This is a genomic window from Lysobacter sp. TAB13, from assembly GCF_052113885.1.
GTDB classification, from domain to species: Bacteria; Pseudomonadota; Gammaproteobacteria; order Xanthomonadales; family Xanthomonadaceae; genus Lysobacter; species Lysobacter gummosus.
Genome location: NZ_JBFRDR010000005.1, coordinates 1 through 17,533 on the forward strand (window position 1 = coordinate 1; position 17,533 = coordinate 17,533).

The 17,533-nt window shown below is 66.2% G+C and carries 16 protein-coding genes and 2 pseudogenes; 8 read left to right on the top strand and 10 right to left on the bottom strand.

What is annotated here, in order from left to right:
* The 4 genes and pseudogenes from AB4Y92_RS07525 to AB4Y92_RS07540 all read right to left on the bottom strand — a co-directional run.
* Positions 1 to 99: pseudogene (locus tag AB4Y92_RS07525) on the bottom strand (IS1595 family transposase); the annotation flags it as partial.
* Between the two features lie 319 nt (positions 100 to 418).
* On the bottom strand, positions 419 to 1,390 hold the full coding sequence (locus AB4Y92_RS07530) for a patatin-like phospholipase family protein (protein WP_441819070.1): 972 nt from the start codon (positions 1,388 to 1,390) through the stop codon (positions 419 to 421).
* A 151-nt stretch (positions 1,391 to 1,541) separates the two neighbouring features.
* Positions 1,542 to 2,699, bottom strand: a complete 1,158-nt coding sequence (locus AB4Y92_RS07535; RefSeq protein ID WP_441819071.1) for a phospholipase A — start codon at positions 2,697 to 2,699, stop codon at positions 1,542 to 1,544.
* A 99-nt stretch (positions 2,700 to 2,798) separates the two neighbouring features.
* On the bottom strand, positions 2,799 to 3,284 hold the full coding sequence (locus tag AB4Y92_RS07540) for a DUF456 domain-containing protein (protein WP_441819313.1): 486 nt from the start codon (positions 3,282 to 3,284) through the stop codon (positions 2,799 to 2,801).
* A gap of 215 nt (positions 3,285 to 3,499) precedes the next feature.
* Here AB4Y92_RS07540 and AB4Y92_RS07545 point away from each other — a divergent pair, with 215 nt between their 5' ends.
* A complete protein-coding gene (locus AB4Y92_RS07545; protein WP_057943363.1) occupies positions 3,500 to 3,709 on the top strand; it encodes a cold-shock protein in 210 nt (69 codons plus the stop codon).
* 662 nt (positions 3,710 to 4,371) lie between these two features.
* On the opposite strand, the gene AB4Y92_RS07550 is transcribed toward AB4Y92_RS07545, so the two are convergent.
* The 3 genes from AB4Y92_RS07550 to AB4Y92_RS07560 all read right to left on the bottom strand — a co-directional run bounded on the left by AB4Y92_RS07550 (position 4,372) and on the right by AB4Y92_RS07560 (position 6,904).
* A complete protein-coding gene (locus AB4Y92_RS07550) occupies positions 4,372 to 5,475 on the bottom strand; it encodes a M35 family metallo-endopeptidase (RefSeq protein WP_441819072.1) in 1,104 nt (367 codons plus the stop codon).
* Positions 5,476 to 5,714: 239 nt separating this feature from the next.
* Entirely contained in the window at positions 5,715 to 6,224 is a 510-nt protein-coding gene (locus AB4Y92_RS07555; protein WP_386788226.1) for a glycine zipper 2TM domain-containing protein, read from the bottom strand.
* 227 nt (positions 6,225 to 6,451) lie between these two features.
* Complete coding sequence (locus tag AB4Y92_RS07560) at positions 6,452 to 6,904, bottom strand: hypothetical protein (protein WP_441819073.1); 453 nt, start codon at positions 6,902 to 6,904, stop codon at positions 6,452 to 6,454.
* A gap of 384 nt (positions 6,905 to 7,288) precedes the next feature.
* Here AB4Y92_RS07560 and AB4Y92_RS07565 point away from each other — a divergent pair, with 384 nt between their 5' ends.
* A complete protein-coding gene (locus tag AB4Y92_RS07565; protein WP_441819074.1) occupies positions 7,289 to 8,104 on the top strand; it encodes a tRNA threonylcarbamoyladenosine dehydratase in 816 nt (271 codons plus the stop codon).
* Between the two features lie 74 nt (positions 8,105 to 8,178).
* On the opposite strand, the pseudogene AB4Y92_RS07570 reads toward AB4Y92_RS07565, so the two are convergent.
* From AB4Y92_RS07570 to AB4Y92_RS07580, 3 genes and pseudogenes are all read right to left on the bottom strand, one after another.
* Positions 8,179 to 8,265, bottom strand: a pseudogene (locus AB4Y92_RS07570) (DUF6053 domain-containing protein); the annotation flags it as partial.
* Entirely contained in the window at positions 8,237 to 9,001 is a 765-nt protein-coding gene (locus AB4Y92_RS07575; protein ID WP_441819075.1) for a TatD family hydrolase, read from the bottom strand. The pseudogene AB4Y92_RS07570 and the gene AB4Y92_RS07575, both read right to left, overlap by 29 nt.
* A 4-nt stretch (positions 9,002 to 9,005) precedes the next feature.
* Positions 9,006 to 9,227, bottom strand: coding sequence for a DUF6116 family protein (locus AB4Y92_RS07580; RefSeq protein WP_057943358.1), 222 nt, complete (start codon positions 9,225 to 9,227; stop codon positions 9,006 to 9,008).
* A gap of 259 nt (positions 9,228 to 9,486) precedes the next feature.
* Here AB4Y92_RS07580 and AB4Y92_RS07585 point away from each other — a divergent pair, with 259 nt between their 5' ends.
* From AB4Y92_RS07585 to asnB, 6 genes are all read left to right on the top strand, one after another.
* A complete protein-coding gene (locus AB4Y92_RS07585) occupies positions 9,487 to 10,323 on the top strand; it encodes a glycine zipper 2TM domain-containing protein (protein ID WP_441819076.1) in 837 nt (278 codons plus the stop codon).
* Between the two features lie 288 nt (positions 10,324 to 10,611).
* Positions 10,612 to 11,775 carry an acyl-CoA dehydrogenase family protein gene (locus AB4Y92_RS07590; protein WP_441819077.1) on the top strand — a complete coding sequence of 388 codons (1,164 nt, stop codon included), beginning with the start codon at positions 10,612 to 10,614 and terminating at the stop codon, positions 11,773 to 11,775.
* 209 nt (positions 11,776 to 11,984) lie between these two features.
* Positions 11,985 to 12,536 carry a GNAT family N-acetyltransferase gene (locus tag AB4Y92_RS07595; RefSeq protein WP_441819314.1) on the top strand — a complete coding sequence of 184 codons (552 nt, stop codon included), beginning with the start codon at positions 11,985 to 11,987 and terminating at the stop codon, positions 12,534 to 12,536.
* A gap of 2 nt (positions 12,537 to 12,538) precedes the next feature.
* The gene (locus AB4Y92_RS07600; RefSeq protein ID WP_441819078.1) at positions 12,539 to 13,180 is read left to right on the top strand and encodes a glutathione S-transferase family protein; all 642 of its coding nucleotides are present in this window, start codon (positions 12,539 to 12,541) and stop codon (positions 13,178 to 13,180) included.
* 126 nt (positions 13,181 to 13,306) lie between these two features.
* A complete protein-coding gene (locus tag AB4Y92_RS07605) occupies positions 13,307 to 15,544 on the top strand; it encodes a thiamine pyrophosphate-dependent enzyme (RefSeq protein ID WP_441819315.1) in 2,238 nt (745 codons plus the stop codon).
* 6 nt (positions 15,545 to 15,550) lie between these two features.
* The gene (asnB, locus tag AB4Y92_RS07610; RefSeq protein ID WP_441819079.1) at positions 15,551 to 17,527 is read left to right on the top strand and encodes an asparagine synthase (glutamine-hydrolyzing); all 1,977 of its coding nucleotides are present in this window, start codon (positions 15,551 to 15,553) and stop codon (positions 17,525 to 17,527) included.
* Positions 17,528 to 17,533 lie beyond the last annotated feature (6 nt).

Here is a 17,533-nt window from a genome sequence, read left to right on the forward strand (position 1 = left end):
GTTGGTGGCGGTGAGATCCAGTGACCAACAGCGCACGAGCGCCCGAAATCGGGCCTCGCTGATTTTCGAACGGCGGTAATACCTGTTTTTCTTTTGCATTTCAGGAAGATAGCTGCGTTATGGGGCAGCTTTGCTTCCTAAGACCCTTTGTTTTTGCGGCTCGCGATTGTGCCGACGGATGCTTTTGCCGGTAGGGAGTCGTCTCTCCAAACCGTCATTCCCGCGAACGCGGGAATCCAGTGACTTCAAGGGTTCTCGCACGAAAGGCCCTGGATTCCCGCGTTCGCGGGAATGACGGTAGGAGAGAGCGTCGATACTTGGAAGGGACGCGTAGGCACAGTCTGTCGCTGCAAAGCGCGACGTGAGCATGCCGCACGCGGCACCCAGTACCCGGCCCGCACAGACCTCGCCCAACCCCTCAAAGCATCTTGACCAACCGCTCCAACATCTTCTTGGTCGCCGGCCGAGCCAGATACTCCCGAGCCATAGTCTCCAACCCCAACACATTCGTCTCGCTCGTATCGTCCAGATCATCCAGCCCGACAGTCAGCTCGGCCTGCATCCGGAAATACCCATCGCCGACCAACTGCCGCGCGATGTAATCCACCGAATCGGTATTGCCGTCGAACAACACGTCGATGATCGGCACCGCCCATTCCAGCGCGCCCCACGAGCGCGCCGATTCCAGGTCGATGCTGCGCGTGCGCTCGCCGCTGCCCACCGACACCACCACCAGATCGCGGCTGTTGTCGACCTGGGCGTCCTTGCGCAACGCCTCGGCGATGGCGCAGGCGGTCGGGTTGTTGGCGACCACGCCGCCGTCGATCAGCGCGCAGTCCTTGCCCTCGACCTTCATCGCATGGGCGGGAAAGTAGGTCGGCGCCGCGCTGGAGGCGCGACACACCTCCCACACCAACAGATCGCGATGCTCGGGCTGGAAACTCTTGAAGATCACCGGCGTGCGCGAAATCGTGTCGTAACTGGTGATCAGCACCGGCGCCTTGAGCTGCCCCAGCGTGGTCTTGCCGAACACCTTGCGCAGGACTTTCTCGATGCCCACGCCGTCGTAGCGCGGCGCCGACAGGCCGTCGCTGATCAAACGATTGGCGCGCGACCACAGGCGGCCGGCAAGATTGGGAAAAATCAGATGGCGCTGGGCGCGATACAACTGCGCCAGCGCGTCCGGACCGATGCCGCTGGCCAGTCCGCAGGCGATCAGCGCGCCGGTCGAACTGCCGGCGATCAAATCGAAATTCTTCAGTAAACCGGTTTTTCCGGCCTGGGCCTTTCCTGCCTGAATCAGGGCCTGTTCCAGGCCTGCCAGCCAATGGCAACTCACCAGGCCGCGTATGCCTCCGCCGTCCAGCGAGAGGATGCGCTGCATTTTCATCGTGCTCTCCGTCGATCCGATCCAGCCTAGCGCGGCGGATCGGCGAGGCGGATCACATTGCGTCGCAGTTTCGAACACGCCGCCTTGCCGGGTCGGGCGGATACCGCGCGGCCCGGCGAGGCCATGCATCGCCGGGCCGCGCTGCGCTTGCTCAGTACCACTCCAGCAGCGAGATGCCCAGGCCGATGTAAGTGGCGCGATGGTTGTAGTCGATCAGGCTCTCGCCGTAGCCGTCGAAGATCTGCAGATGGCCGCGCAACTGGTTGTGAATCGGGAAACCCCAGTCGAACTGCAGCGCGCCGTGCGAGCGGTCGCCGCCGCGCAGCGAATGCCGCGCCATCAGCGAGAACTCATGACCGCCGCGCTTGTGCACGATGGTCAGGTCGCCGCGGCCGATGTAATCCTCGATATCGGGATTGTCGTCGTCGTTACCGTCGGAGATACGCCACCACGGCCGCGCCACGATCGCCCAGTTCTCGCGATCCAGCCCGATCTGGCCGATCACCCGGTTCCAACTGCGCGAGAACGGATCGGCGCGGCCGTTGGACTGGTGATTGACGCCGATCGCGGCCATGCGGCCGCTCCAGCCGCCGATGTGATAGTTGTTGCGGAACACCAGCATCACTTCGGGTTCGTAGTTGGTCTCGCGGAACGGGCGCGAGTCCTCGGCGTTGTAGACCTGCCAGCGCGAGGACTGGGTGTAGCCCATCCAGATGTCGCCGTTGTCGCCGAACAGGTTCTCCACCGCCTTGGTCTTGAAGCTGATCTGGAACTTGGTCTCGATGTCCTTGAGCGACTGCGGCTCGGTCACGGTGTTGCGCGGGTTGGGCGAGTGCGGCAACACGTTGGGATCGTTGTTCCAGAACACCGGCAGCAGGTACACCGGCTTGTAGGCGCGGAAGTTGAACACGCCCAGCTTGGAGTCCTTGGCCAGTTCCCAGCGGCTGTCGAGCAGGCCGCCCTTGCCGGCGTTGGCGATCGCGTCATTCAGCGGTTCGTCGTGACTGAACACGCTGCCCGACACCGCGCGGCGCGCGCGCTCGGCGACGCCGGGCTTGGGCTCGCCGGCGATCTCGTCGCCGATTTCCAGATTCTTGCGGATCGCCTTGGCTTCCTTCGCGGCGATATCGGCCTGGCGCGCATCGCCGGCCTGACGACCCAGCGCTTTGTCGTAGCAGGCCAGGCGATCGGCGTCGACGGTGACCGCCATGCACGCTTCCGGCGTCGCCGGTTGCGCGCTGGTCTGGGCCGAGCCGAGCAACGGCAAGGCCGCCAAGGCGAGGAACAGGATCGTGCGGGAGTAGGGCATGGCGTGATTCACGGCGTAAGCGTCAAAACCGCTGCAGTCTTGCATTGATGCGCGAACGAAGCGTGAACCGAGCGCAAGCGTTGAACACTCGCGCGCCACTTAGAAGAACCACGCGAGCGCGAACAGGCCGACCATCGCGAACGCCAGTCCGAACTTGAGTACGGTGCCGACGACGATGCCGATCCAGGTGCCGATGCCGACCTTGGTCGCCTGGGACAACTGACGCGTATGGATCAGCTCGCCGACCAGCGCGCCGACGAAGGGGCCGACGAATACCCCGACCAGCCCGAACGCCAGCCCGGCGAAGGTGCCGATGATCGAGCCGATAATCGCCAGCTTGCTCGCCCCGACGCGTTTGGCGCCCATCGCCGTGGCGGCGAAATCGATGCCCATCGACAGCACCGTGAGCAGGCCGAGCACGACCAGGGTGACCCCGCCCACTTTCTCGAATCCCGACACCCACGAGGCCAGCAGCATGCCGGCGAACACCAGCGGCAGACCGGGCAGCGCCGGCAGCACCGTGCCGACGATTCCGATGACCACCAGCACGCCCGCCAATATGTAATAAAACGTATCCGAATCCATGCCGAACCCCTGTCCGGACGGGTTGTCCGGGCTGTTTGCATTTTGGCCCATGTCGGGGTACGTTGCGGGCGCTGCGTTTGCCAAGGGTCACCGTGAATCGTGGCCCGATGCGGTTGATCCATCGATCCGCTACATCGTTGCACCTCGCTTCCTCCTTGCAACCAGCACGCGGAAAAGCCGCGTTAACAACACCACGTTCCAAGGAGAGAGTAACGATGTCCGGCAAAGAAATCGGAACCGTCAAGTGGTTCAACGATGCCAAGGGTTTTGGCTTCATCAGCCGTGAAAACGGCGAAGACGTATTCGTGCATTTCCGCGCGATCCAATCCCAGGGCTTCAAGAGCCTGAAGGAAGGCCAGAAGGTTTCCTTCACGGTCGTGCAGGGCCAGAAAGGCCTGCAGGCCGACGCGGTCGAACCGTTGTAAGACGTTCGCTGCGGCGCAACATCGCGCCGCACTTCGTCAGAGAAACCCGGCCTCGGCCGGGTTTTTCTTTTGTGTAATTTTGATGTATGTCACAAATGTACATATTCGCCGCTCCACTGCCGCCGAATATGTATTTTTTCGCCCACCGGGCCGGCGCCAAAACGCGTTCGGATTCGCCCCGCGGCGCCGGCGAAAATCCGCTGCGGGATTAAATCGCGGGTTTATATCGATTTAAATCTTTCGCCGGGCGCGGCCCGGCGAAATGCCTGCGCCGATCGCACGCGCTTTCGATGCGCCTTCGAATAAAAAACCGGGGGCCCGAAGGCCCCCGGCGACCGCGACGGCCTCGACGACCGTCCTCACTTCCCTGTGGCGGCGATTCCCGCGACCGGCGTGCCCGTATTCGCCCCGCGCCGGTTCGGTGACCGCGGCCCGGACCTGGGCGCGGTAAGCCTGCGTCGGTGACGCGGCGGGCCTCGTCTCCCGCCGCGCCTGCGCGCGTCCTGCATCGCTGCGCGCGTCCTGCGCTGGGCTCGTAGCTATCCAACGCGCGCGCCGCGGCGACGGGGTTGGCGGCGCGCAAAAAAAAACGGCCCGCCGAAGCGGGCCGCGATTCGCAGCGAGAGAACGCGGAGCCGTTGTCGCGGCGCCGCGCGCGATCCTCAGTTCTGGAACGGCGTGTTCTCGGCGAAGTACTCGTGGTTGTCGGCGTTGTCGAGCGCGTTGGTCGGGTTGGTGTTGGCGAGGTTTTTCGCGCCGGCCTGACCGTAGACGTGATCGTCGGTGCCGGCGACGACGGTGAAGTGGCTCATCTCGTGGATCAGCGTGCCGGCCTTGGAGTCGGTGCCGGTCAGCGGCGCGTTCCAGAACGCGTTGCAGACATAGATCTGGTACGGCTGGTTCGGATAGACGTAGGCGTAGGCGCTGCTGGTGCAGCCGCAGTTGATGGTGATCTGGCCGCCGCTCTGGTCGATCGCCGAATCGATCGAGGCGAAGTGCGAGCGCGCGGTGCTGTAGCGGCTGGAGGTGTAGGCGCCGAACCAGGTCGTATAGCGCGGGCCGACGGTGCCGTTGTTGAGATAGCCCTTGGCGTTCTCGGCGTAGGCGCGCGCCTGGACCACGGCCTGACCGGCCGAGCTGGTGCGCGAGGTGGTGCAGCCGACGTAGTTGACTCCGTTGACCACGGCCTTGGTGCCGACCGGCTTGGCCGCGGCCGAGACCTTGGCGCCGCCGAGTTGATCCAGACCGTCCACCCACAGGCTCAGCGGCGCGCTCTGCACGCTCATCGGCAAGCCGTTGCTCTGTTGCAGCATCACCCGGTCGGAGGTGGATGCGTGCTGCAGCGGCGCGTTGAACGCGACCACGTACTGGCCGGTCTTGGACAGGTCGTAGCCCGCCGACAGATCGATCACGCGGCGCACGGTTTCGCCCGGCTGCAGGATCGCGAAATCCTCCGCCTGCGGCAGGCCGCGCTTGACCATCGCGCCCTCGTAGGCGACCGGCTGGCCGTTGTAGCTGATCGAGAACAGCTTCGACTCGAATTGATCCGACGGCAGCTGCCACTTGGGCAGGCGCACGGCCTTCTTGCTGGTGTTGGTGATGCTGACCTCGACCGAGCCGAGGAAATCGTCGGCGCCGCCGGTCACCGCGACCATGCCCACGCGCAGCGGATTGTTCTGCGCCGAGGGCGGCGTGGCGACGGCGGCGGCGATGGCGCCGGACAGGACGGCGCCTACGGAGACTGCATGCACGAAGCGAAATTTCATTCCGATCTCCTGATCTTGCGATGGCTAGGTCCGCGAGGCGGACGCGAATGACCCTAGCGCAAGGCCCGTTCGATGAAGACCCCATTAAGTGCGCCAGTTCCGCGCCTAATCGTGATGCGGGTTATGAACTCATCGCCTCGTGCGCGCATAACGAAAACGGCCCGCGATGCGGGCCGTTTTCTTTCGTTACATTGTTTCATCACCGCGGCGCGAATACCCGCGCTTGCGGCCGGGCGCGATCAGCGGATATAGACGCGACCGTTGGCGACGCGCACGTAGGTGTTCTCGCGAATGCCGCCGAGATCCTTCTGCGTGACCACCGTGGTGCGGCCGTCGTCCATGCGCACGTAGACGTTGTAGCTCGGCGCGCCGACGCGGTTCTGGATCGCGTTGCCGGCGAGGGCGCCGGCGACCGCGCCGCCGACCGTGGCGGCGTTCTTGCGGCCCTTGCTGTCGGTGTGGTCGTCGGCGATCTTGCGGCCGGCGACCGCGCCGACCAGACCGCCCAACACGGCGCCGGTGGCGCTCGGGGCGGTGCTCTGGGTGCTGATCTGCTCGATGCGGGTGACGACGCCGCAGTCGTAGCAATTGTTCTGTTGGTTGGGGTAGGCGGGCTGCTGCGGATAGTTGTTGTTGTAGCCGCCGTTGTTGTAGCCGCCGCCGCCGTAACCGGGCGAAGTAGCGCAACCGGCCAGTACCAGCGTGGCTGCGGCCGCTACGCCCAGCAATCGGATGTTGTTGGTATTCATTCCAGGCTCCTGCGCTTGTGCATTGCGAAGTGGCGGACAGTCGCCACGCGCCTGCCAAGCTATAAGCCGGTGCGTGAACGCGTGTTCAATTTATGTGCCACCAATCCGCTGTGTTCAGCTGGCGGCAGGCAGGGCGATGCAGCGGCGCAACAAAAGCCGGCCCGGGTGTCCGGGGCCGGCGTATTGGGAACCTGTCGATGGCCTCACGCGCAAGCGCGCGCGGCCGCTCAGCCGCGGAAGTCCTGATGGCAAGCCTTGCAGGCTTCGCCGATCTGCTGCGACACCGTGGTGACGCCGGCGCAACTGACCGGCGGACTGGTCAAAGCGCCGTCGAGTGCGGCGCGCATCTTGCTGGAATGTTGCGAGAAGCGCTGATCGTCCTTCAGATCGGGGAAGGCCGGATCCAGGTCGTCGGCCATCGTGCGCAGCGCCTTGATGTGCGGCAGCGTGTCGGTGGGGCCGCAACGATTTTCCTTGACCTTGGCTTGCAGCTGATCCAGATGCCACGCCTGCACATGCATGACGCTGTCGGGGAAATGGTCCTTGCGCTGTTCCAGCGCGCGTACCGCCATGACCGTGGCGACCACGCCACCGACCAGGCCGATCAAAAACAGGAACAGGTACTTCGAACCATTGCCTTTGCGTTTCGCAGGGGCGTTGGTGGGCTGGGTATCGCTCATTGCCTGGCCTCCATCCAAGATCGCCGAACGATAGCATGCGGCGATGTGAGGTCCAGATCACGTGTGCGAGTGCGTACGCGTGCCTGCGAGTGGTCGGGTGCGCGGCGCTTGCGATCGATGGCGGGTTGCTTGAAGGCGGGGCGAGGCGATGGAAAGCGAACGGCTTTTCGCGAGGCGAGGGCGGCTTCCATTGACCTGCGGACTCGCGCCTTCGAGGGTGATCGCCGAGGTGCAGCCTGACGCGTTCGCAGCATCCGGGCCGAGGCCATTCCAGGCCGGCCGGGCAGGGCGCAGGCTCGCCCGGCCCCGGTCGCCTCATCCGCGGCTCAGTGCTTTCCGCGGCGGCCGGGCCGAATCGGCGGCCCGGGCCACTACAATATGCCTATGACTTCCGCATCTCCCGACACCGTCTGGCAAGAGCGTTTTGCCGGCATTGACCGCTTGTACGGACTAGGTTCCGTCGCCCGTTTCCGCCAATGCCGCATCGCCGTGGTCGGCATGGGCGGGGTCGGCTCGTGGGCGGTGGAGGCGCTGGCGCGCACCGGCATCGGCCACCTGACCCTGATCGACGCCGACGATCTGTGTGTGTCCAACACCAACCGGCAACTGCCGGCGCTGGACGGCCATTACGGCCGGGCCAAGGTCGAGGCGATGGCCGAACGCTGCCGCGCGATCAATCCGGCGATGGAAGTCGATGCGGTGCAGAGCTTTCTGACCCCGTCGAACCTGGACGAGTTGCTCGACCGCCGCTTCGACCTGGTGCTCGACGCCTGCGACAGTTTCCGCAGCAAGGTCGAGCTGATCGCCTGGTGCCGTCGGCGCAAGTTGCCGGTGATCGCGGTCGGCTCCGCCGGCGGGCGCACCGATCCGACCCTGGTGCGGGTGCGCGATCTGTCGCGCACCGAGCACGACGCCATGCTCGCGCTGATCCGCAAGAAGCTGCGCGGCGAATTCAATTTTCCGAAGAATCCGGATCGCTACTTCGGTGTGTCGGCGATTTATTCGCTGGAGAACGTGAAATATCCGCAGCCCGACGGCACGGTCTGCGGCTTGCGGCCGAAGGTCGCCGGCGATGCGGCATTGAAGCTCGATTGCGGTGCGGGGCTGGGCGCGGCGACGCATATCACCGGCGTGTTCGCGTTCGCGGCGGTGGGGCGGGCGCTGGAGATTCTGCTCAAGCCGAAGGTGCAGGCGGCTTGAGTTCGTCGCGGCTGAGCGAAAAGCGTCGGGGCTGAAGCCCCTCCCACAAAAGCGGTTGCTGCCTCGGAATCTCTTGTGGGAGGGGCTTCAGCCCCGACGCTTTTCGATCCGCTAGCCGGAATCCGCCGCAGTTCAAGGCAGCTGGAACAACCGCCGGGCATTGTCCGAAGTAGCGGCCGCGATCTCCTCCACCGCCACACCGCGCAACCCCGCAACGACTTCGCACACCCAAGACAGCCGCGCCGGCTCGTTGCGCTGCCCGCGAATCTGCGCGTCCGGTTGATCCGGCGCATCGGTTTCCAACAGCAGGAATTCGATCGGCATCGCCGCGACGATGCGGCGCAGACGCTGGGCGCGATCGTAAGTCACCGGCCCGCCGAGCCCGATCGAAAATCCCAGCTTCCACAACTGCTGGGCCTGCTCCTCGCTGCCCGAATAGCTGTGCACCACGCCGCGCAGACCGCCGATGCGGCGGATCGCGGCGAGGGTCGCATCGACCGCGTGGCGCGCGTGCACGATCACCGGCAGGTTGAATTCGCGCGCCAGTTCCAGCTGGCCTTCGAAGTAGAACAACTGCAGTTCGCGATCCAGCCCTTCGACGAAATAATCCAGCCCGCATTCGCCGACCGCGCAGGGGCGCTCGCGCTCGATCCATTCGCGCAGTTCGCGCAGATGTTCGGGGCGATGCGAATCCAGGTACATCGGATGCAGGCCGTAGGCCGGATGCAGGCCCTCACCCATGCAGACCTCGCGCAGCTTCGGCCAGCCGGCGGCGTCGATCGCCGGAACCACCTGCGCGGCGACGCCGGCCGCGCGCGCGCGGTCGACCACCTGGGCGCGGTCGGGGTCGAATTCGGCCGCGTCGAGATGGCAGTGGCTGTCGATCAACCCGCGCATGGGTTCAGGACGAAGGCGGCTGGATGCCCGGCGGTTGCGGCGCTTTGCGGTTCTTCCAGTTGGCCAGCAGCAAGGTGCCCAGGCCGAGCAGGATCTCGTCGGCGAACGGCACGAAGTCCGGAATCACCAGGTCGAAGGCGAACAAGGTCGCGGTGACCACGAACAGACGCGGATAGCTCAGGCGTCCGAGAAAACCCATCAGGGGAGCCAGCAACGGATTGGCCATGTTCGGTCCAGGTGTGACGCAGGTTGCAAACACGCTAGCACGCGCTCGCGTGACGGTTCAGACAGGGGACAGATTAGCGAAAATCAATAGGTGCTGGTTCAGCTTTCAAGTGGTGGAATGGCGCCGTCCACACACGGTTTGGACATGCCTCGGGGAGAGGCTTCCGAAAAGCCGGGCTGAAGCCAGTCTTCGACGAAGCGCTCGATCCGCATTCCAGACTCTCATACCACCGCGGTTCCCCCGCTGCAGGAGGCTCCACATGAACAAGAACATCATTGCGGTCGCGATCGCGTCGCTGTTGGTCGGCGGCGTAGCGGTTGCGGCCTTCCAGAGCTTCCGCGGCACTCCCGCCACCCAGGCCGCGGCGCTGACCCCGGCGCCGGGCGAGCAACTGCCGGCAGCGGCGGTCAACGGCGCGACCCCGGCCGGCGATCTGGCCGCCAGCGGCGCGATCAACACCGCCCCGCAGGTCGAATACGCCGACGTGGTCAACGTCAAGCCGATCAACCAGAAAGAAAAGCTCTACGCCACCGTGATCGGCACCGATCCGGTGCGCGAGACCAGCACCGTGTCCACCCCGCGCGAAGTCTGCGAAGACGTGGTCGTGCAGGAACGCCTGCCCGAGCGCGACGGCAACGTCGGCGGCACCGTGGTCGGTGCGGTGGTCGGCGGCCTGCTCGGCAACCAGATCGGCAAGGGCAACGGCCGCAAGGCCGCGACCGCGGCCGGCGCCGTCGCCGGCGGCTTCGTCGGCAACCGGGTCGATCGCAACCATGTCGGCGGCCGCGTCGTGAACCGCACCGAGCGCCAGTGCCACACCACCTCGGACACCTCGCAGTCCTCGCGCGTGGTCGCCTACAACGTGACCTTCCGTAACCCGGACGGCACCACCGGCACCATGCGCACCGAAAGCAAGCCCGGCAGCCGCATCGCCCTGGGCAACGAGAACAAGGTGGTCGGATACGACGTGACCTACCGCTACCAGGGCCAGGAACAGACCATCCGCATGGATGAGCGTCCGACCCAGCGCCTGCCGGTCATCAACGGCCAGGTCGTGACCCAGACCGCTTCGGTGGCGGCGCCCGGTCGCGGCTGATCCAGCCAGGCGCCTTCGGCGCTCAAGTCAGTACCCCGAACGGGGCCGGTCGATCCGGCCCCGTTTGTTTTTGCGCGCCCGGCCCGGTTTCGCGCCAGCCGGGCGCCGCGGCCATCGGCTGACTGGTCCTGGGCGGGGCGGGGCGCGAACCTGTCCCGGCACGGCCACCGCTTTCGCAAGAATCCACCGCATACCGGCCCGTGCGCGCGCAGCGGGCCTGTTCGGCCTTACTCCGGCCCGATGGGGCCATTACAATGGCGGTCTTTCTGCCAAGGATTATTGAGCCCGATGGCCCTGCATCCCTACGATCTGTACGACGTGCGTTCCCTGCTCAGCGAAGAGGAGCGCGCCGTCCAGGACACCGTCGCCCGCTTCACCGACGAGCGCGTGATCCCGATCATCGGCGATGCCTTCGACCAGGGCCGGTTCCCGAAGGAACTGGTGCCGGAAATCGCCGAACTGGGCCTGCTGGGCTCCTCGCTCCCGGAAAAATACGGTTGCGCCGGCCTCAACGCGGTCAGCTACGGCCTGATCTGCCAGGAGCTGGAGCGCGGCGACAGCGGCATCCGCAGCTTCGTCAGCGTGCAGTCCTCGCTGTGCATGTACCCGATCTACGCCTACGGCACCGAAGAACAGCGCGAGCGCTGGCTGCCGGGCATGGCGAAGGGCCAGATCATCGGCTGCTTCGGCCTGACCGAGCCGCACGGCGGCTCCGATCCGGCCAACATGAAGACCAACGCCAAGAAGGACGGCGCGGACTGGGTCCTCAACGGCTCCAAGATGTGGATCACCAACGGCAACCTGGCCGACATCGCCATCGTCTGGGCGCAGACCGAGGACGGCATCCAGGGCTTCGTGGTCGAGAAGGGCATGCCCGGTTTCGCCGCGCAGGAAATCAAGCACAAGATGAGCCTGCGCGCGTCGGTGACTTCCTCGCTGTTCTTCGACAACGTGCGCGTGCCCGAAGCCAATCGCCTGCCGAACGTGAAAGGCCTCAAGGGCCCGCTGGGCTGCCTGACCCAGGCCCGCTATGGCATCACCTGGGGCCCGATCGGCGCGGCCATCGCCTGCCTGGACGAAGTGCTGGGCTACACCAAGGAACGCATCCTGTTCGACCGTCCGGTCGCGGCGACTCAGTCGGCGCAGATCAAGATGGCCGAGATGGCGCGCCGCATCACCTTGGCGCAGCTGCTGGTCGTGCAGCTCGGCCGCCTGAAGGACGCCGGCAACATGCAGCCGACCCAGGTGAGCCTGGCGAAGTGGAACAACTGCCGCATGGCCATCGACATCGCGCGCGAATGCCGCGATCTGCTCGGCGGCGCCGGCATCACCACCGAGCATTCGGCGATCCGTCACGCGCTGAATCTGGAATCGGTGATCACGTACGAAGGCACCGAGACGATTCACCAGCTGGTGGTCGGCCGCGAATTGACGGGCATCAACGCCTTCTAAGCTTTGCTGCCGCAGGCAGCACGATATTCCTTCTCCCGCTTGCGGGAGAAGGTGGCCCACAGGGCCGGATGAGGGCACGCGGTGAATTACTGCCTGCGCAACATGCGCAGACTCGCATGCCCTCACCCCAACCCCTCTCCCGCAAGCGGAAGAGGGGCTCAATCGGTGGACAGGGGCTTGACGATGCGCACCAGGAGTACGCGACCGTGATGACGATTCCCGACATCCAGCTGGAAACCCCGCGCCTGATCCTGCGTCCGCCGCGCCTGGAAGACTTCGACGCCTGGGCCGCGTTCATGGCCGACGGCGATCACGTGCGCTACGTCGGCGGCGCGCAGCCGCGGCCGCTGGCCTGGCGCGCGATGATGTCGGTGGTCGGCTCCTGGGCCGTGCAGGGCTTCGCCTTCTTCTCGGTGATCGAAAAAAGCAGCGGCCGCTGGCTGGGTCGGCTCGGTCCCTGGTACCCGGAAGGCTGGCCGGGCACCGAAGTGGGCTGGGGCATCGTCGCCGACGCCAACGGCAAGGGTTACGCCAGCGAAGGCTCGGCCGCGGCCATCGACTGGGCGGTCGAACAACTGGGCTGGACCGAAATCATCCACACCATCGACCCGGAAAACGTCGCCTCCAAGGGCGTCGCCGGCAAGCTGGGTTCGCGCTTCCTGCGCTACGGGCGGCTGCCCGAGCCCTTCCACGAAAAGCAGGTCGAAGTCTGGGGCCAGTCCGCGGACGAATGGCGCGCGCGGCGCAAGAACGGAGCCTGAGCATGATTACCGTCCACGGCTTTTCGCCCTCGGGCAATTGCCACAAGCTGCGACTGCTGCTGGAGCAACTGGGCGAGCGCTACGACTGGGTCGAAGTCGACAGCAGCCAGGGCCAGACCCGCACGCCGGAATTTCTCGCCCTCAATCCCAACGGCAAGGTGCCGGTGGTGGAATTCAGCGACGGCCGCACGCTCAGCGAATCCAACGCCATCCTGTACTACCTCGCCGACGGCAGCGACTTCCTGCCGGTCGATCTGTGGCAGCGCGCGCAAGCGCTGAGCTGGATGAATTTCGAGCAGTACAGCCACGAGCCCTGCATCGCCGTGGCCCGCTTCATCGCCGGCTGGACGCCGCTGGATTCGCCGCGCCGGGCCGAGCTGCCGAAGCTGCGCGAGCGCGGCCATCAGGCGCTGGCGGTGATGGAGCGGCATCTGCAAACCAGCGAGTGGTTCACCGGCGATCGCTACGGCATCGCCGATATCGCCTTGCACGCTTACACCGATGTGGCCGAACACGGCGGCATCGCCTTGTCGCCGTATCCGGCGATCCGGGCCTGGCTGGCGCGCGTGCGCGCCACGCCGGGTTTCATCGCGCTGCCCGAGCCCGGCCCGCAGGCCGCGCGGCTGATCGCACAAACCCTCTGATCTTTCCTCACCGATATGCCGGCCCGGCGACGGGCGGCGGAGCTTCCGATGTCAGCGCAACCGCAGTCCTCGATCTTCAGCAGCGTGCCGAACTTCAATCCGGTGGCCAACCCCATCCCGGCGCGAATGAAGGGCCTCAACCGGGCTGAAATCTGCGATCTCAATTTCGTCGAATTCGTCAACGGCTGGAACGGCCGCAGCGACGCGCGTCCGGCGGCGGACGAAGCCATCCTCGACGGTAGCGCGCTCGATGCGCGCGGCTTTCGCGAACTGTTCGAATCGCAGCTGATCAGCCGCCATCTGGACCTGATGGCGCGCGTGCTGCGCGTGCAGAACAAAGTCTTCTACACCATCGGCTCCAGCGGCCACGAAGGCAATGCGATGGTCGCGCGCCTGACCCGCCACACCGATCCGGCGTTCCTGCATTACCGCAGCGGCGGCTTCATGGCCGAACGCTTCCGCAAGTTGCCGGGCATGGACCCGGTGATGGACTCGGCGCTGTCCTTCGCCGCGAGCAAGGACGACCCGGCCTCCGGCGGCCGCCACAAAGTGTGGGGCAGCAAGCCGTTGTGGGTGTTGCCGCAGACCTCGACCATCGCCTCGCACTTGCCCAAGGCGCTGGGCACCGCGGTGGCGATCGAAACCGGCCGCCGCCTGGGCCATGCACTGCCGATTCCCGACGACAGCATCGCCATCTGCTCCTTCGGCGACGCCTCGGCCAATCACGCCACCGCCCAGACCGCGTTCAACGCCGCGGCCTGGACCGCGTACCAGAAGCTGCCGGCACCGGTGTTGTTCGTGTGCGAGGACAACGGTATCGGCATCTCGGTGAAGACGCCTGGCGGCTGGATCGGCAACCGTTTCCGCAGCATGGACGGCCTGGATTATTTCGCCGCCGACGGCCTGGACCTGGCCAGCGGCTACGGCGACGTGCAGCGCGCGGTCGAACACTGCCGCCGCACGCGCCGTCCGACCTTCCTGCATCTGCGCACCACCCGCATCATGGGCCACGCCGGCACCGACTTCGAGATCGAATGGCGTTCGGTCGAGGAACTGTGCGCGGTGGAGGCCAGCGATCCGCTGCTGCGCTCGGCGGCGATCGCGCTGGAATCGGGATTGATGTCGAAGGCCGACGTGCTGGATCTGTACGAAGCCACGCGCAAGCGTTGCTTCGCCGCCGCCGAAGAGGCCGACCGCCGGCCCAAGCTCGACGATCTGCGCGAAGTGATCGCGCCGCTGGCGCCGTATTCGCCCGAGGCGGTGGCGAAGGAAGCCGCGCGCGCGGACTTCGCCGAGCGCCGCCTGGAAGTGTTCGGCGGGCAAGCCAAACTGCCGGAAAACCAGCCGCCGAGGCATCTGGCGATCCAGATCAACAACGCCCTGCACGACATCTTCGCGAAATATCCCGAAACCTTGCTGTTCGGCGAAGACGTGGCGCAGAAGGGCGGCGTCTACACCGTCACCAAGGGCCTGCAGAAAGCTTTCGGCGCGCGCCGCGTGTTCAATACGCTGCTGGATGAGACGATGATCCTCGGCATGGCCCAGGGCTTCGCCAACGTCGGCCTGCTGCCGATTCCGGAAATCCAGTACCTGGCGTATTTCCACAACGCCTGCGACCAGATTCGCGGCGAAGCGGCCTCGCTGCAGTTCTTCAGCAACAACCAGTACCGCAACCCGATGGTGGTGCGCATCGCCGGCCTGGGCTATCAGCGCGGCTTCGGCGGCCACTTCCACAACGACAATTCGATCACCGCCCTGCGCGACATTCCCGGCCTGGTGGTCGGCTGTCCTTCGCGCGGCGACGATGCGGCGACCATGCTGCGCACGCTGACCGCGCTGGCCAAGACCGACGGCCGCGTGGCCGTATTCCTGGAGCCCATTGCGTTGTACATGACCAAGGACTTGTACGAAGCCGGCGACGGTCAGTGGCTGACTTCGTACCCCGATCCCAGCGAGGCGATGACGCTCGGCGAAGGCCGCACCTACGGAGAAGGCGACGATCTGGTGATCTTCAGCTACGGCAATGGTGTTCCGATGAGCCTGCGCGCCGCTAAGCAGATCGAGCAGGCCCACGGCTGGAAAATCCGCGTCGTCGATCTGCGCTGGCTGGTCCCGCTCAACGATGCCTACATCGCCGCGCAAGCCAGGAACGCCAAGCGCGTCATCGTCGTCGATGAAGGCCGGCGCAGCGCCGGCGTGGGCGAGGGCGTGATCACCGCGCTGGCCGAAGCCGGCCTGGGCGCGGTGCCGATGCAGCGCGTGGTCGGCGTGGACACTTACACGCCCCTGGCCGGCGCGGCGTTCCTGGTCATTCCCGGCGAGGACGACATCGTCCGCGCCGCCGACACCCTGGCCAAGGGCTGATCGCCGATGTGCGGACTGGCCGGCCTGCTGCGTCCGCGCAACGATCTCGATCATGAGCATCTGCTCGCGCTCGCCGGATCGATGGGCGACGCCTTGCGTCATCGCGGCCCGGACGACGATGGCGTCTGGGCCGATCCGCAGACCGGCATCGCGCTGGCGCACCGGCGCCTGAGCATCCTCGATCTGTCGCCGCTGGGCCATCAGCCGATGGCCTCCGCCGACGGCCGCTACGTGATCGCCTACAACGGCGAGATCTACAACTTCGCCGAACTGCGCGAGCAACTGCTCAACCTCGGCCGCGGCTTCCGCGGCCATTCCGACACCGAAGTGCTGCTGGCGGCGGTGGTGGAGTGGGGCGTGGAGGCGGCGATCGCGCGCTGCAACGGCATGTTCGCGATTGCCCTGTGGGATCGCGACCGCGGCGAGCTGTGGCTGGCGCGCGACCGCGTCGGCAAGAAGCCGCTGTACTACGGCTGGGCCAGCGACACCCTGGTGTTCGGTTCCGAACTCAAGGCGCTGTGGCGGCATCCGCAGTTCGATAACGGCGTGGATCGCAATGCGCTGGCGCTGTTGCTGCGTTACGACTACGTACCCTCGCCGCACTGCATCCATAGCGATACTTTCAAGATCATGCCCGGCGCGCTGTTGCGCCTGGACGCGGCCACGGTCGCCGCCGGCGCGGCCGCGCACGATCCCGCCCGCGACCAGCAACGTTATTGGCAGGCCGGCGAGCGCATGGCCGCGGCGATCGCGCAGCCGTTCGAGGGCGACATCGACGCGGCCGAAGACCGGCTCGACGATCTGCTGCGCGACGCGGTCGGCCTGCGCATGGTCGCCGACGTGCCGGTCGGCGTGTTCCTGTCCGGCGGCACCGATTCGTCGGTGGTGACTTCGCTGATGCAGGCGCTGAGCGCCAAGCCGGTGCAGAGTTTCACCATCGGTTTCGAAGGCTCGCACCACGACGAGGCGCCGCTGGCGCTGGAAGTCGCGCGCCATCTGGGCACCGCGCACACCGAGTTGTACGTCAGCGGCGCCGACGCGCTGGCGGTGGTGCCGCGCTTGCCGGCGATGTTCGACGAACCCTTCGCCGACGCTTCGCAGGTGCCGACCGCGCTGGTGTGCAAACTCGCGCGCAGCCTGGTCACCGTGGCCTTGTCCGGCGACGGCGGCGACGAGTTGTTCTTTGGCTACAAGCGTTACGAACGCGCGCTGCGCAATCTGCGCCTGCTGCAGCGCGTGCCGCTGCCGTTGCGCGGCTGGCTGGCCAAGGCCGCGCAGGGCCATGGCGAAGCCTCGCGCGCCGGCGGTTTCGCCGCGTTCGCGGCCGAGATGGGCGCGCGCGGCATCGGCGATGTCTATCGCAACCGCATCGTGCGCTGGCGTTTTCCCGAAGCCGCGGTGCCCGGCGCGAAGTTGCCGCCGACCCTGTACGACCTGGCCGATCCGCTGGCCGGGCAGGGCACGCCGGCCGACGCGATGATGCTGGCCGACTACAGCGTCTATCTGCCCGACGATCTGCTGTGCAAGGTCGATCGCGCCAGCATGGCGGTCGGATTGGAAGCGCGCGCGCCGTTGCTGGATACGAATATCGCCGAGTTCGCCTGGTCGCTGCCGTTGTCGTACAAGCGCGGCGAAAGCGGCAGCAAGCATCTGCTCAAGCGCGTGCTGAAGCGCTATCTGCCCGATGCGATGGTCGATCGCGGCAAGCGCGGTTTCGGCGCGCCGGTGTCGCAGTGGCTGCGCGGCGACCTGCACGACTGGGCCGAGGCCTTGCTCGATCCGCGGCGTCTGCGCGCGGAAGGGTATTTTGACGCCGAGCTGGTCGGCGGCCTGTGGCGCAGTTTCGTCGATGGCGAAAAGCGCTGGCACACGCATCTGTGGAACGTGCTGATGTTCCAGGCCTGGCACGAGCATTGGCGCGAACAGCGCAATCTGGCCGGCGATGCGATGGCGCGCAACTCGCACGGCGAGGGCGGGTTGTAGCGCGGC